At 64.9% G+C, this 15,184-nt stretch carries 11 protein-coding genes; 5 read left to right on the top strand and 6 right to left on the bottom strand.

Going from position 1 to position 15,184, the window contains the following annotated elements; translation table 11 throughout:
- Positions 1-229 precede the first annotated feature (229 nt).
- The gene (gltB, locus tag AC0L3P_RS27625; protein ID WP_473306794.1) at positions 230-4,963 is read left to right on the top strand and encodes a glutamate synthase large subunit; all 4,734 of its coding nucleotides are present in this window, start codon (positions 230-232) and stop codon (positions 4,961-4,963) included.
- A 143-nt stretch (positions 4,964-5,106) separates the two neighbouring features.
- Positions 5,107-6,558, top strand: coding sequence for a glutamate synthase subunit beta (locus AC0L3P_RS27620; protein WP_473306792.1), 1,452 nt, complete (start codon positions 5,107-5,109; stop codon positions 6,556-6,558).
- A 212-nt stretch (positions 6,559-6,770) separates the two neighbouring features.
- Here the strand turns inward: AC0L3P_RS27620 and AC0L3P_RS27615 are convergent, their stop codons facing one another.
- Complete coding sequence (locus AC0L3P_RS27615) at positions 6,771-8,540, bottom strand: outer membrane beta-barrel protein (protein ID WP_473306790.1); 1,770 nt, start codon at positions 8,538-8,540, stop codon at positions 6,771-6,773.
- Between the two features lie 191 nt (positions 8,541-8,731).
- Between AC0L3P_RS27615 and AC0L3P_RS27610 the strand changes: the two genes are divergently transcribed.
- On the top strand, positions 8,732-9,739 hold the full coding sequence (locus AC0L3P_RS27610; protein WP_275171005.1) for a KpsF/GutQ family sugar-phosphate isomerase: 1,008 nt from the start codon (positions 8,732-8,734) through the stop codon (positions 9,737-9,739).
- 101 nt (positions 9,740-9,840) lie between these two features.
- On the opposite strand, the gene AC0L3P_RS27605 is transcribed toward AC0L3P_RS27610, so the two are convergent.
- The gene (locus tag AC0L3P_RS27605) at positions 9,841-10,398 is read right to left on the bottom strand and encodes a carboxymuconolactone decarboxylase family protein (RefSeq protein ID WP_275171004.1); all 558 of its coding nucleotides are present in this window, start codon (positions 10,396-10,398) and stop codon (positions 9,841-9,843) included.
- A gap of 72 nt (positions 10,399-10,470) precedes the next feature.
- Between AC0L3P_RS27605 and AC0L3P_RS27600 the strand changes: the two genes are divergently transcribed.
- Positions 10,471-10,809, top strand: coding sequence for a winged helix-turn-helix transcriptional regulator (locus AC0L3P_RS27600; RefSeq protein ID WP_354061287.1), 339 nt, complete (start codon positions 10,471-10,473; stop codon positions 10,807-10,809).
- Positions 10,810-10,838: 29 nt separating this feature from the next.
- Here AC0L3P_RS27600 and AC0L3P_RS27595 read toward each other — a convergent pair whose 3' ends face one another.
- The 4 genes from AC0L3P_RS27595 to hemH all read right to left on the bottom strand — a co-directional run bounded on the left by AC0L3P_RS27595 (position 10,839) and on the right by hemH (position 14,611).
- Positions 10,839-11,282 (bottom strand): NfeD family protein, encoded by a 444-nt coding sequence (locus AC0L3P_RS27595; RefSeq protein WP_354061285.1) that lies wholly within the window; start codon positions 11,280-11,282, stop codon positions 10,839-10,841.
- 15 nt (positions 11,283-11,297) lie between these two features.
- The gene (locus AC0L3P_RS27590; protein WP_275171001.1) at positions 11,298-12,299 is read right to left on the bottom strand and encodes an SPFH domain-containing protein; all 1,002 of its coding nucleotides are present in this window, start codon (positions 12,297-12,299) and stop codon (positions 11,298-11,300) included.
- Between the two features lie 274 nt (positions 12,300-12,573).
- The gene (locus AC0L3P_RS27585; RefSeq protein WP_354208323.1) at positions 12,574-13,548 is read right to left on the bottom strand and encodes an ABC transporter substrate-binding protein; all 975 of its coding nucleotides are present in this window, start codon (positions 13,546-13,548) and stop codon (positions 12,574-12,576) included.
- Positions 13,549-13,573: 25 nt separating this feature from the next.
- Positions 13,574-14,611 carry a ferrochelatase gene (gene hemH, locus AC0L3P_RS27580; protein ID WP_473306784.1) on the bottom strand — a complete coding sequence of 346 codons (1,038 nt, stop codon included), beginning with the start codon at positions 14,609-14,611 and terminating at the stop codon, positions 13,574-13,576.
- A gap of 80 nt (positions 14,612-14,691) precedes the next feature.
- On the opposite strand from hemH, the gene AC0L3P_RS27575 reads away from it, so the two are divergent.
- Positions 14,692-15,090: an MAPEG family protein gene (locus AC0L3P_RS27575; protein ID WP_354061277.1), complete on the top strand. Its 399-nt coding sequence runs from the start codon at positions 14,692-14,694 to the stop codon at positions 15,088-15,090.
- Positions 15,091-15,184 lie beyond the last annotated feature (94 nt).

Raw genomic sequence — 15,184 nt, 5'->3', positions numbered from 1 at the left:
AATTTTGCTTGCGGTTCCGGCATAGGGATTGCAACGAAAATCGGTGCTTTCGAGCGCCAAGAAGGCAACAGGCAAAGCCGTTCTCGGGGACGAAGAACGCCTTGGCCTGAATTTAAGAAAATGCGGCTCGCGAGCGGACGAGCGGTGACCCAGAAGCGGGTGCCGCGGGACGCCCAAGGTGCGCCGAAGGTGGCGGTGAGGCAGCTTGCCGCATGGAGAGGACGAGGACATGAACGGGTCGCAAGTCGAGCGCGGAAACATCGTGGCAGAGCAACTGTCGGCGACGGTCGCCTCGAAAACGACCGATCCGATTCAGGAACACAATTCACGCCCCCCGGCCGTAGGTCTTTATGATCCGAGCCTGGAGAAGGATTCCTGCGGCGTCGGCTTCATCGCCAACATCAAGGGCCAGAAGTCCCACGAGATCGTCGCGGACGCACTCAGCATCCTCTGCAACCTCGAGCACCGCGGCGCCGTCGGCGCCGACCCGCGCGCCGGTGACGGCGCCGGCATTCTGGTGCAGATCCCGCATGCTTTCTTCAGCCGCAAGGCGAGGGAGCTCGGCTTCGCGCTGCCCAATCCCGGCGAATACGCCATCGGCGCGCTGTTCATGCCGCGCGACACCGCCTGGCGCAACGTCATCAAGAGCATCATCGCCGATCAGATCAAGGAAGAGGGCCTGACCCTGCTCGGCTGGCGCGACGTGCCGACCGACAATTCCTCGCTCGGCGTCACCGTGAAGCCGACCGAGCCCGCCTGCATGCAGGTGTTCATCGGCCGCAACGGCACCGCCAAGACCGAGGACGATTTCGAGCGCCGGCTCTACATCCTGCGCAAGTCGATCTCGCAAGCGATCTATCAGCGCCGCGACCGCGGCCTCGCCGGCTATTATCCGTGCTCGATGTCCTGCCGCACCGTGATCTACAAGGGCATGTTCCTCGCCGATCAGCTCGGCAAGTACTATCCGGATTTGCACGAGGCGGATTTCGAGAGCGCGCTGGCGCTCGTTCACCAGCGTTTCTCGACCAACACCTTCCCGGCGTGGTCGCTGGCGCATCCCTACCGCATGATCGCGCATAACGGCGAGATCAACACGCTGCGCGGCAACGTCAACTGGATGGCGGCGCGCCAGGCCTCGGTGAGCTCCGAGCTGTACGGCAAGGACATCAACCGGCTCTGGCCGATCTCCTACGAAGGCCAGTCGGACACCGCCTGCTTCGACAACGCGCTCGAATTCCTGGTGCAGGGCGGCTACTCGCTGCCGCACGCCGTCATGATGATGATTCCAGAGGCGTGGGCCGGCAATCCCTTGATGGATGAGAAGCGCCGCGCCTTCTACGAATATCATGCAGCCCTGATGGAGCCGTGGGACGGCCCCGCCGCGATCGCCTTCACCGACGGCCGCCAGATCGGTGCCACGCTCGACCGCAACGGCCTTCGTCCCGCGCGCTATCTCGTCACCAAGGACGACCGGATCGTGATGGCGTCCGAGATGGGCGTGCTGACAATTCCCGAGGACCAGATCATCACCAAGTGGCGCTTGCAGCCCGGCAAGATGCTGCTAGTCGACCTTGAGCAGGGCCGCCTCATCCCCGACGACGAGATCAAGGCCGAGCTCGCCAGGAGCCATCCCTACACCGAGTGGCTGGAGCGGACCCAGATCGTGCTGGAAGAGCTGCCGAAGGTGCCGACCACCGGCGTGCGCTCCAACCTGTCGCTGCTCGATCGCCAGCAGGCGTTCGGCTACAGCCAGGAAGACATCACCATCCTGATGACGCCGATGGCCTCCACCGGTGAGGAAGCCGCAGGCTCGATGGGCAACGACACGCCGATCTCGGCGCTGTCGGCCAAGGCCAAGCCGCTGTTCACCTACTTCAAGCAGAACTTCGCACAGGTCACCAACCCGCCGATCGACCCGATCCGCGAGGAGCTGGTGATGAGCCTCGTCTCCATCATCGGACCGCGGCCGAACCTGTTCGACCTGCAAGGCCTTGCCACCACCAAGCGCCTCGAAGCGCGCCAGCCGATTCTGACCGACGCGGACCTCGAAAAGATCCGCTCGATCTCCGAGGTCGCCGAGTCGCACTTCAAGTCGCGCACGCTGGACACCACCTTCCACGCTGGCCTCGGCGCGGCCGGCATGGACCAGGTGCTGGACGAGCTCTGCGCGCGCGCCGAGAGCGCGGTGCGCGAGGGCGTCAATATCATCATCCTGTCCGACCGCATGGTCGGCACCGACCGGGTTCCGATCCCGTCGCTGCTGGCGTGCGCCGCCGTGCATCATCATTTGATCCGTACGGGATTGCGCACCTCGGTCGGCCTCGTCGTCGAGTCCGGCGAGCCGCGCGAAGTGCATCACTTCGCATGCCTGGCCGGCTACGGCGCGGAAGCGATCAATCCGTATCTGGCGTTCGAAACCATCATCGCGATGAAGGACCGCCTGCCCGGCTCGCTCGACGACTACGAGATCGTCAAGCGCTACATCAAGTCGATCGGAAAGGGCCTGCTCAAGGTGATGTCCAAGATGGGCATCTCGACCTACCAGTCCTATTGCGGCGCGCAGATCTTCGACGCCATCGGCCTCAAGGCGGAATTCGTCGGAAAATTCTTCGCCGGCACGCATACCCGCGTCGAGGGGGTCGGTCTTGGCGAGATCGCCGAAGAGGCGGTGCGCCGTCATGCCGACGCGTTCGGCGAGGCTCTCGTTTACAAGACCTCGCTCGATGTCGGCGGCGAATACGCCTATCGCAGCCGCGGCGAAGACCATGCATGGACCGCCGAGTCGGTGGGGCTGCTTCAGCACGCCGCGCGCGGCAATTCACTGGAGCGCTACCGCGCTTTCGCCAAGATCCTCAACGAGCAGTCGGAGCGACTCCTGACGCTGCGCGGCCTGTTCCGGATCAAGAACGCGGACGAGGAGAAGCGCAAGCCGGTGCCGCTCGACCAGGTCGAGCCGGCCAAGGACATCGTAAAGCGTTTCGCCACCGGCGCGATGAGCTTCGGCTCGATCTCGCGCGAGGCGCACACCACGCTCGCGATTGCCATGAACCGGATCGGCGGCAAGTCGAACACCGGCGAAGGCGGCGAGGAAGCCGACCGCTTCAAGCCGATGCCGAACGGCGACAGCATGCGCTCGGCGATCAAGCAGGTCGCCTCCGGCCGCTTCGGCGTCACCACGGAGTATCTCGTCAACTCCGACATGATGCAGATCAAGATGGCGCAGGGCGCCAAGCCCGGCGAAGGCGGCCAGTTGCCCGGCCACAAGGTGGACGCGACCATCGCAAAGGTCCGGCACTCGACGCCGGGCGTCGGCCTGATCTCGCCGCCGCCGCACCACGACATCTACTCGATCGAGGATCTGGCGCAGCTCATCTACGACCTCAAGAACGTCAACCCGGACGGCGCGGTCTCGGTCAAGCTCGTCTCCGAGATCGGCGTCGGCACGGTGGCCGCGGGCGTCGCCAAGGCGCGCGCCGACCATGTCACCATCGCGGGCTTCGAGGGCGGCACCGGCGCTTCGCCGCTGACCTCGATCAAGCACGCGGGGTCACCGTGGGAGATCGGCCTCGCCGAAACCCACCAGACGCTGGTGCGCGAGCGGCTGCGCAGCCGCATCGTGGTCCAGGTCGACGGCGGCTTCCGCACCGGCCGTGACGTCGTGATCGGCGCGCTGCTCGGCGCCGACGAGTTCGGCTTCGCCACCGCGCCCTTGATCGCGGCCGGCTGCATCATGATGCGCAAGTGCCATCTCAACACCTGCCCGGTCGGCGTCGCGACCCAGGACCCCGTCCTGCGCAAGCGCTTCACCGGCCAGCCCGAGCATGTGATCAACTACTTCTTCTTCGTCGCCGAGGAGGTCCGCGAGATCATGGCCTCGCTCGGCTTCCGCAGCTTCAACGAGATGATCGGCCAGGTGCAGCTGCTCGACCAGACCAAGCTGGTCGCGCACTGGAAGGCCAAGGGCCTCGACTTCTCGAAGCTCTTCGTCAAGCAGAAGGAAGAGAAGGGTCAGAAGATCTATCACTCCGAGCGCCAGAACCATCATCTGGAAGCCGTGCTCGACCGCACGCTGATCGAGCAGGCGACGCCTGCGCTCGACCGCGGTGCGCCGGTGAAGATCGAGGCCAAGATCAACAGCACCAACCGCTCCGCGGGCGCGATGCTGTCAGGTGCGGTCGCCAAGATCTACGGCCATGCCGGCCTGCCGCATGAGACCATCCATGTCAGCCTCAAGGGCACCGCGGGCCAGGCCTTCGGCGCCTGGCTGGCGCAAGGCGTCACCTTCGAGCTCGAGGGCGAAGCCAACGACTATGTCGGCAAGGGCCTCTCGGGCGGCAAGATCATCGTCAAGCCGCCGGCCAACAGCGGCATCGTGCCGGAAGAGAGCATCATCGTCGGCAACACCGTGATGTACGGCGCCATTCAAGGCGAGTGCTACTTCCGCGGCATCGCCGGCGAGCGTTTTGCCGTGCGCAATTCCGGCGCCGTGGCGGTGGTCGAGGGCGCGGGCGACCATTGCTGCGAATACATGACGGGCGGCATCGTGGTCGTGCTCGGCAAGACCGGGCGCAACTTCGCGGCCGGCATGTCCGGCGGCATCGCCTATGTGCTGGACGAGACCGGCGACTTCGACAGGCTGTGCAACATGGCAATGGTCGAGCTCGAGCCGGTACTGTCGGAAGAGCTGATCAACGCCGGCACCTATCACCACTCCGGTGACCTCGAGGCGCACGGCCGGGTCGACGTGTTCAAGGACCTGCTCGCCTCCGACGTCGAGCGATTGCACGTCCTGATCACGCGCCATGCCAAGGCGACCGGCTCCAGGCGTGCCGCCGACATCCTGGCCAACTGGAAGGACTGGCTGCCCAAATTCCGCAAGGTGATGCCGGTCGAATACCGGCGCGCGCTGCGCGAGATGGCCGCCAACGCGGACGCCGAGCCGAAAATCGCGATCGGGGCGTAGGACATCAGCGCCCGTCATTGCGAGCGCAGCGAAGCAATCCAGACTTTCTACTCGGAAGCAGACTGGATTGCTTCGTCGCAAGAGCTCCTCGCAATGACGGTGAGGAAACAACAAACGATTAGACGGCAGGGACTTCGGGTTTAATGGGCAAGATCACGGGTTTTCTCGAAATCGAACGGCATGACCGCAAGTACACCCCGGTCGCCGAGCGCGTGAAGCATTTCCACGAGTTCGTCGTTCCCCTCTCCGAGAAGGAAACGCGCGACCAGGCCGCGCGCTGCATGAATTGCGGCATTCCCTATTGCCACGGCACCGGCTCGGTCTCGCCCGGCACGCCGGGCTGCCCGGTCAACAACCAGATCCCGGACTGGAACGACCTCGTCTATCAGGGCAACTGGGAAGAAGCCTCGCGCAATCTGCACTCGACCAACAATTTCCCGGAGTTCACGGGGCGCATCTGTCCGGCGCCGTGCGAAGCCTCCTGCACGCTCAACATCGACGACAACCCCGTCACCATCAAGACCATCGAATGCGCGATCGTCGACCGCGCCTGGGACAATGGCTGGCTGAAGCCGGAAGTGGCGGCCGTGAAGACCGGTAAGAAGGTCGCGGTGATCGGCTCGGGTCCGGCCGGCATGGCCTGCGCGCAGCAGCTCGCGCGCGCCGGCCACGACGTGCATCTGTTCGAGAAGTTCGCCAAGGCCGGCGGCCTGCTCCGCTACGGCATCCCCGACTTCAAGATGGAGAAGAACGTCATCGACCGCCGCGTCACGCAGATGGAAGGCGAAGGCGTCACCTTCCACTACAACAGCCATGTCGGCGCCGACGGCAATGTCGATCCGCGCGAGATGCTCAACGAGTACGACGCCGTGGCGCTGACCGGCGGCGCCGAAGCCCCGCGCGACCTGCCGATCCCCGGCCGCGACCTCGCCGGCATCCACTACGCCATGGACTTCCTGCCGCAGCAGAACCGCCGCGTGTCCGAGGAACCGTTGAACGGCGTCCAGGAGATCCTGGCCGGCGGCAAGCATGTCGTCGTCATCGGTGGCGGCGACACCGGATCCGACTGCATCGGCACCTCGCTGCGCCAGGGCGCGCTCTCCGTGACCCAGCTCGAGATCATGCCCGCACCGCCGGAGCACGAGAACAAGGGCCTGACCTGGCCGAACTGGCCGCTCAAGATGCGGACGTCGTCGAGTCAGGCCGAAGGCGCGATCCGTGAATTCGCCGTGCTGACGCAGAAGTTCACCGGCGAGAACGGCAAGGTCAAGAAGCTGCATTGCGTGCGCGTCGACGACAAGTTCAAGGCGATCGCCGGCACCGAGTTCGAGCTCGACGCCGACCTCGTCCTGCTCGCGATGGGCTTCGTCCATCCCGTGCACGAAGGCCTGCTCAAGATGCTCTCGGTCGAGCTCGATCCGCGCGGCAACGTCAAGGCCAACACGCTCGACTACCAAACCTCGCGCCCGAACGTGTTCACCGCCGGCGACATGCGCCGCGGACAATCGCTGGTGGTCTGGGCCATCCGCGAGGGCCGGCTGTGCGCAAGGTCGATCGATACGTTCCTGATGGGAAAGACGGATCTGCCGCGCTGAGTTGGCGGGAGCCGCGGCGGCTTAAGGCAGACAAACAATCCGCTGTCGTCCTGGCGAAAGCCAGGACCCATACCGCGTGATCCCTCGATCGTTGGCCGGTCGCAATACCAAACGACGAGTCTTCGCCAAACTACTCCCTAGGGTAATGGGTCCTGGCTTTCGCCAGGACGACACCTCGGGCTCGGCTTCGCCAATCGCAACGACCATGCGCGCTAATTCTGCAACCTCACCCCGACCATCACCACCGTGCCCTGCGAGCTTGACCCCGGCTGGTTCGAATCCAGGATGTCATGGCGCAGCGTGCCCTTGATCCAGATGTTGCGATTGAGCTTGTAGATCAGATTGCTTTCGAACGAGTAGGTCTTGTCGTTGCGATTCTGGCCCTGGTAGTCGTAGGTGCCGTAGGTGAACTTGCCCACTGCCGTAAGCCAGCGGCGGAAGTCGTGATCGACTTCGATCCCGTAGGTATGCACCAGCACGCCGGAGGAGCCGGGAATAGTGGTCTCGGCGATCTGCGTGTCGGTGGCGAATTTCACCGTGGTGAGGCCGCTTGCGTTCCAGATCAGCGAGCCCGAGGTGAGGAAGCCCGCGAGCTGGCTCAGGCGCGGATCGACATAGTTGCGCGCGGAATAGCCGACCGAAACCTCGCCGGTGAGGATGCGCGAGAACTCGAAGGACGTGCCGACCTTGGCATAGCCGCCGTTCGAATCGCGGAAATAGCCGTTGCGGTCGGCGGCCCGGTCGTGCACGCGGGTGTCGCCCTGGATCTCGACGAACGGCTTCAGGCCCGGCTTTAGATCGTAGGAGAACCGTCCGACGCCGCCATACTGGTTGAAGTCGCGATCGTCGTTGCTGAAGGTCGATCCGTCGGTCAGCTTTGAGTTGGTGTAGGCAGTGCGGTCCACGGTGGCCCCGGCCGCGACCTGGAAGCGGTTGAAGGTCTGGTCGAAGCCGACGGTCGTGCCATAGGCGGCGTAAACAGGATATTTTTGCAGGCCGGCCTGCACGTTCGGGCTGCCGGGATTGTCGGTGGCGAGCCGCAGGCGCAGCTGCGTGGTCAGCTTGAGATCGCGATTGACGTCGATGCGGCCGTCGACATGGCCGGTGAAGTCGGGGCGGTCAACCTCGACCGGCGAAGGCGAAGCAAAGCCGTCGATCGTCGCCGGCATGTTGTTGGTGTAGCCCGAGAACGAGCCGCGCAGATCCGCGACCAGTGCGTGGCGCTCCCAGTCGGACGCCACGAGCAGATCGGGCGCGACGACATAGGCCGGCGAGCCGACCGGCTTGTTTAGGCGCGCCGGGTTGGTGTCGTAGCCGGTGGAGAGCTCGAGCCCGCCCTTGATCAGGAAGCTGCCGGCATAGTCGCCGACCGCGCCGAACGCATCCTCGTCGAGCTTGAGGCGGCGGCGCAGCGGCTGGCCGGGCACGTTGCCGGCCAGCGCCGGCGGCACCGGCGCTTTGTTTGCGGAGGCGGACGGCGGCGGCGCGATCTTCGGCGGGCCGAGCGTGGATGGCGGCGGCGTTGTAGTCGGTGCCCGCGAGCCGGGACCGGCAGGGCGCTTCGGCTTGGGCTGACCCGGATAGAGCTTCGGCTGCAGCCGCTTTCGGTTCAGCGAGTCGTAGCCGGAGCTGCTCGCACCACTGGCGGCAGGCAGGCCATAGGTCGGGACCTGGCCGGTCGGGTTCTGGTTGGTCGGGTTTTGGCCGGGGCGCGCCGGCGTCTGCTGGCGCTTGCGCAAATCGGAGTTGGGATCGGGCAGCGCCGGCAGCGCATCCGACGGCGCCTGCGGCACGCCCGCGGTGCGGCGCGTCGGCAGCGTGTCGGGCGAGGCGAAGCCACCGCGGTTGGGACTGAACAGGTCGGGGGTGAGGCTCTGGGCCGCCACGGGGGCGCTTCCAAGGACCGTCAGCGCAAAGCACGGCAAAGCCGCGCGCAGGAAATGCGCGCGTTTGCTCCGGCTCGAGCCTGGAGACGACCCCACGATGGAAGAACTCCAACGAAATCAAACACTTTCGCGATTATCCCCACCGATCGGCGGGAACCATCGTTAATGGAGTTAAAACAATTATGGTTAACGACCGGTTGAGGGTCGGGCCGCCCTCGTCGCATGCAAGACCGTGGCGTGCTAAGCAGGCACCAACGGGCGAACGCCCCTCCTCCCTGGACCAGAACATGCCGAGTTCGAAACCGCTGATGACCCAATCATCCGGCCCCATTCCCGACAGCGTCGAATCCGCACTCCGCACGCTGGAAACGGAGAGCGGCGGCATCAACGCGCTCGCTGCCGCCCTGCGCGGCCCGCTTGGCGCGAGCTTCGCCCAGGCGGTCGATCTGATCCGCAACGCGAAGGGCCGCGTCATCGTCACCGGGCTCGGCAAGTCGGGTCATATGGGCCGTAAGATCGCGGCGACGCTGGCCTCGACCGGCACGCCCGCCTTCTTCGTCCACACCGCCGAAGCCGCCCATGGCGATCTCGGCATGATCACCACCGATGACGTCATCATGGCGCTGTCCTGGTCCGGCGAGCAGCCGGAGATGAAGACCCTCGTGAACTATTCCGCAAGGTTCGCCATCCCCATGATTGCGGTGACGTCGAACGCGGCGTCCTCGCTGGGACAAGCGGCCGACATCGTCCTCGAGCTGCCAAAGGCGCGCGAGGCCTGCCCGCACAATCTGGCCCCGACCACCTCGACGATGATGCAGGTCGCGATCGGCGATGCCATCGCGATCGCGCTGCTCGAGGGCCGCGGTTTCACCGCGCTGGAGTTCGCGCATTTCCACCCCGGCGGCAAGCTAGGGGCGATGCTGAAATTCGTCCGCGACTACATGCGCACCGGTGCGGAGATCCCCGTCAAGCCGCTCGGCACCAAGATGTCGGACGCGGTGATGGAGATGTCGGCCAAGGGCCTCGGCTGCGTCTGCATCGTCAACGATGCGGCCGAGGCTGTCGGCATCATCACCGACGGTGACCTGCGCCGCCACATGCGACCGGACCTGCTGACGGCGTCGGTCGACGACGTCATGACCAGGCAGCCGAAGACAGTGCCGCCCTCGATGCTCGCCACCGAGATGATCGAGGTGCTCAACACCCGCAAGATCACGACGCTGGTCGTGACCGAGGCGGACAAGGTGGTCGGTATCGTGCATCTGCACGATCTGCTGCGGGCGGGCGTGGCGTAGCGCGTCCCTTTCTCTTTCGTCATTGCGAGCGCAGCGAAGCAATCCAGACTGCCTCTGCGGAAAGATTCTGGATTGCTTCGCTACGCTCGCAATGACGGCGGTTAGAGCGGCGCCGGAAACCGCGCCGCCGTCTCCTCCAGCGGCAATCTCAGCCCGTTCGCCAGGTACGAGACCGTGCGGTAGAAGCCGCACAGCAGCATAATCTCCAGGATCTGCGCCTCGTCGTAATGCGCCGACAGCGCGGCGAACTCGGCGTCGTCAAACGTCGCACGGTGATGCAGCGCGTCGACGGCGGCGATCAGCGCCTGCTCGGCCGGGGACCAGCACGGCGACGTCGCATCGCCCTGCACGGTGGCCCGCACCTCCGGCTCGCTGAGCCCCGCCGGCACGGCAAAGATCGCGACGTGCACGCCCCATTCATATTCGCATTTGTTCAGCGCGCAGGTGCGGTCGATGACGATCTCGCGCTGGCGCAACGACAGCGGGCCGGGATCGAGCAGGCCGCCGGCGCGAAACTTGTTCCAGGCGCGGGTATGGCCCGCCATTACCCGGAACAGCAGCAGCGGCGGCGCACCGCGCATGATGCGGTCGAACTGCGCCTGAATCTCCGGGGGATAAGGCGGGGTGAGCGGGGCAATGCGCGGCGGGGCCTGGGACATTGGCCGTCTCCTTTGCTACATTTATTGTAGCAACACGCTACATTATTTGTAGCAGTGTGCAAGAGGGCCACGATGGCGAAACAGACCTCCCCCAGATCGCGCAACGTCCGTGGCTCGCGCTCCGGGCGACCGATCATGGCGCTGCTCGACATCCTGGGGCGACGCTGGAGCCTGCGAATCCTGTGGGAATTGCGCGACGCCCCCCTCACCTCGCGTGCATTGCGAACCGCCTGCGACGAGGCCTCGCCGACGGTGCTGCAGGCGCGGTTGGACGATTTGCGCGAGGCCGGATTCGTGGAACTCGGCGAAGCCAGCGGTTACGGGCTGACGGCGCTCGGGCGAGAATTGTGCGAGACGTTCATGCCGCTGCACCGGTTTGCGGAGAGGTGGCGCAGCAAGAGCGGCGCGTAAGTCTGGCGATGCCGTCCCGGCAAGCTCGTCTACGCCGCCGCAACCGTCAGATTCGCACCGTCCACCTGCACCACCTTCACACGCGTGCCCGCCGGCGTATCCGGACCAGCGACGCGCCAGACCGTGTCGCCGATACGCATGGTGCCGTTGCCGTCGACGATCGGCTTCTCCAGCGTGAACTCGCGGCCGAGCAGCGCATCCGCGCGCTTGTTGAGGAATGGGCTCGCGCTCGCATCAGACTTCGGACGGGCGAGGCGGCGCCACACCGGCACCGCGGCGGCAGCGAAGATCGCGAACATCACGAGCTGGATCTGCCAGGATATCGCTACTCCGAACGAGATCAGCCCGACCAGCAACGCGGCGAGCCCGAGCCAGAACAGGAAGATTCCCGGCGCCAGCACCTCCAGCGCCATCAGGACGAAGCCGAAGATCAGCCAGTTCCAGGTGCCGAGCGATACGAACATGTCGGTCATGACACGACCTCTTTCTTACCCCTGCCGCGGCGGCACCGCCGGCGGCGGGCTGCCGGTCGTCGGCACCGGCCCGCGACGAGCGGCGACTGCGGCGGATGCCGCACTCTCGCCGAACGTCGCCTTGGCGATCTCGCCGATGCCGGCGAGCGAGCCCAGCATGCTCATCGCTTCGACCGGAAGCATGATGACCTTCTGGTTCGGCGACTCGGCCAGTTGCCCGAACGCCTTGATATATTTGTCGGCGATAAAATAGTTCAGCGCCGCGACGTCGCCCTTGGAGATCGCTTCGCTGACCATCTGCGTCGCCTTGGCCTCGGCTTCCGCCGACCGCTCGCGTGCTTCGGCGTCGCGGAAAGCGGCCTCGCGGCGACCTTCCGCCTGGAGGATCTGGCCCTGCTTGGCACCCTCGGCGCGCAGGATCTCGGACTGGCGTGCACCTTCAGCCTGAAGGATGTCGGCGCGCTTGACGCGCTCGGCCTTCATCTGTCGGCCCATGGCTTCGACGAGGTCTGCCGGCGGGACGATGTCCTTGATCTCGATACGATTGACCTTGAGGCCCCAGGGCGAGACGGCGGCATCGACCACACGCAGCAGGCGCTCGTTGATTTCGTCACGGTGCGACAACACCTGATCGAGATCCATCGAGCCCATCACCGAACGGATGTTGGTCATGGTCAGAACGGTGACGGCCTGGGTCAGGTTGGAGACTTCGTAGCTCGCCTTGGCGGCGTCGAACACCTGAAAGAAGGCGACGCCGTCGACCGTCACGGTGGCGTTGTCCTTGGTGATCACCTCCTGCTCGGGAATGTCGATCACCTGCTCCATCATGTTGATCTTGCGTCCGACGCGATCGAAATAGGGCACGATCAGATTGAGCCCGGGGCTCAGGGTCTGGGTGTATTTGCCGAACCGCTCGATGGTCCAGTCATAGCCCTGCGGCACCGTTTTCACACCGGCCACCAACGTGACGATGACGAGCAAAACCAGCACAATCGCGAAAATGTCGAAACCGCTCATATTTCCTCCAAGGCGGGAAAGATTGTCGGGAAAAGACCCTTTTCCGCGCTGTCATTGGTCGGGATCACGACCCCAAGGGTTCAGTAAAGCGTTCAGTAAAGGATTCAGTGTTCAGCGGTCGTGGATGATTTCGGCATCGGCAGGATTCTACACAAGACGCCGGGATAAGGAATGGTCGCGATTATGTATTTGCGACGCGCTCTTGAAAGCGTGCCGGCGCAGACCTAGCGACAACGTTAACGAATCCGTCCATGCCGGCGGTCGCAGCCAAATCCTACTCGATGACCTCGTTCGCGGTTGCGAGCAGGCTTGGCGGAAGCGTGACGCCGATCGCCTTGGCCGTCTTCAAGTTGATCGCCAGCTCGAACGTGGTCGGATTCTGGACCGGCAAGTCGGCCGCCCGCGCACCCTTCAGAATGCGATCGATATAGGAGGCGGCGCGGCGGAGCTGCTCGGCGCTGTCGGTGCTGTAGGACATCAAGCCACCCTCGTCGACGAAGGTGCGGCTCCAGAACACTGCCGGCACACGCGCTTCGTTGATGGCCGCCAGGAGAAGCGCACGGTTGGACATGGTGAAGAAGTCCGGCAGCACCAGCAGGCCGCCGTCTTTCCGCGAAGCCAGGGCGACGATCGAGGCCGTGTCATGCACCGGCGCGGACTCCACCGTCACATCGAGCGCGCGGCCAGCGTCCTCAATCGTACCCAGCATCAGGGGCGCGAACGGCGCGGTGGCGGGATTGTAGACCACGAACACACGGGACGGTCTTGGCGTGACCTGCGTCAGCATCTCCAGCCATTTGCCGGCCAGCGGGCCGTCGTAATCGGTGAAGCCGGTGACATTGCCGCCGGGATGAGCGAGATTCTGGACAAAGCCCTGGCTGACAGGATCGGTGACGACGGCGAAAACGATCGGGATCGTCGTCGTGCGCCGGCGCAGCTCTTCCACCGAGGGCGTGCCGACCGCGAGCAGGATGTCGGGCTTGAGAGCGATCAGCTCATCGGCGAATTGCGCGATCCGTGCGCGGTCGCCGCCGCCGTTGCGCCAATCGATCTTGAGGTTGTCGCGCTCCTTCCAGCCATGACCGGCAAGCGCTTGGACCAGGACCGCGCTACGGGTCTGCCCGATCGCATCGTCGGCCGCAGTGACCGAGAGCACGCCGAGCCGGCGCGTCGCATTCGTTTGCGCCAGCACCGAGGCCGGCAGCGCCGCGGTCACCCCAAGAAGCGCCAGAACCTCGCGGCGGTTCATGGGGCGCTCCTCGGATCCAGGCTCACTATATCCAGCCCCGGAGCTCGCGAAGCACCAGCGTTCGGATCACGTTCATGCCGGGGTCGCTGTCGTTGAGGCAGGGGATCGCGGAAAACTGCTCGCCGCCATTGTGCTCGAAGATCTCGGCATTCTCCTGCGCGATCTCCTCCAGCGTCTCAAGGCAATCGGCGGAAAACCCCGGCGTGATCACCGCGATGCGGCGCACGCCCTCTTTCGCCAGACGCTCCATGGTCTTGTCGGTGTAGGGCTGCAGCCACTCGTCGAATCCGAAGCGCGACTGGAAGGTCAGCAGCAGTTTCGTCTCGTCCATGCCGAGCCGGCGCCGCAGCGCCTCGGTGGTCGCGACGCACTGGCTCTGATACGGGTCCCCCTTGTCGACATAGGCCTTCGGCATGCCGTGGAAGGAGGCGACGATCAGCTCCGGCTTGAACGGCAGGCTCGCCAGATGCGTCTCGATCGAGGTGGCGAGCGCCTCGATATAGGCTTCGTCCTCGTAATAAGGCGGCGTCACCCGCAGCGTCGGCTGCGCGCGCAGCCGCGCAAACACGCGAAACACCTCGTCGCAGACGGTGGCCGACGTCGCGGCGGAATATTGCGGATAGAGGGGTACGGCAAGGATGCGATCGCAGCCCTTCGCAATCAGGGCATCGATGCCCGACTTGATCGATGGATTGCCGTAGCGCATCGCCCACTCCACCGTGACCTGGTCGCGGTCCGACAGCATGGCTCCGAGCTTGTCGCTCTGCGAGCGCGTGATGGTCTTGAGCGGCGACTCGTTCTTCTCGGTGTTCCAGATCTTGAGATAGTCGCGCGCCTTGGCGCGGGGGCGGGTGCGCAGGATGATGCCGTTCAGCACCACCTTCCAGATCAAGCCCTGATTCTCGATGACGCGGGCGTCCGAGAGGAATTCCTTTAAATAGACCCGCACGCCGCGCGCGTCGGCGGTATCGGGCGTGCCGAGATTGACCAGGAGCACGCCGACGCGCGAGGGGGCGGGCTGCGTGGCCGGCATCGCGGTCTGGGTGGGGGCGATTGTCATCATGATCCGTTGCGTCGCGCGTTGTTCCGAACTTGTCAAGATTGGGCCGGTTTCGCTAGGGTCCGTGCGCAGGGGGAAGAACCATGACGCTGGCGGAATGGTGCGTTTTCGGGGCACTGCTGCTCTATCTCTTAACGATCGTCTCGATCAAATGGATCAGATTTCGCGGCTTCGACAATTCGCGGCCGCGCGACCCCGTCTTCTTCGAAGACGCCATCGCGCAGCGCGCGCTCGGCGCGCACCAGAACGGCATCGAGACCTTTCCGTTCTTCGCCTTCGCGGTGCTACTCGCCGAATACAGGGAGTCGCCGCAGCGCCTGATCGACGAGCTCGCGGTGCTGTTCCTGATCGTACGGATCGCCTATGTGCTGACCTATCTCGGCAACCGGCCGACGTTGCGCTCGATCCTCTGGAGCATCGGCTTTGCGATCAATCTCGGGATCTTCTTCATGCCCGCGTTGAAGCAGTTCTTGCCGGTGTGAGTTCGTGAAACCGTAGCCCGGATGGAGCGAAGCGTAATCCGGGGTCCCCTCCGCGGCGGCACTGTCCCGGATTGCGCTTCGCTCCATCCGGGCT

The organism is Bradyrhizobium sp. WSM4874, from assembly GCF_055811835.1.
The sequence above is the reverse complement of the archived record's forward strand: the minus strand, read 5'-3'. Positions and strand labels throughout refer to the sequence as shown.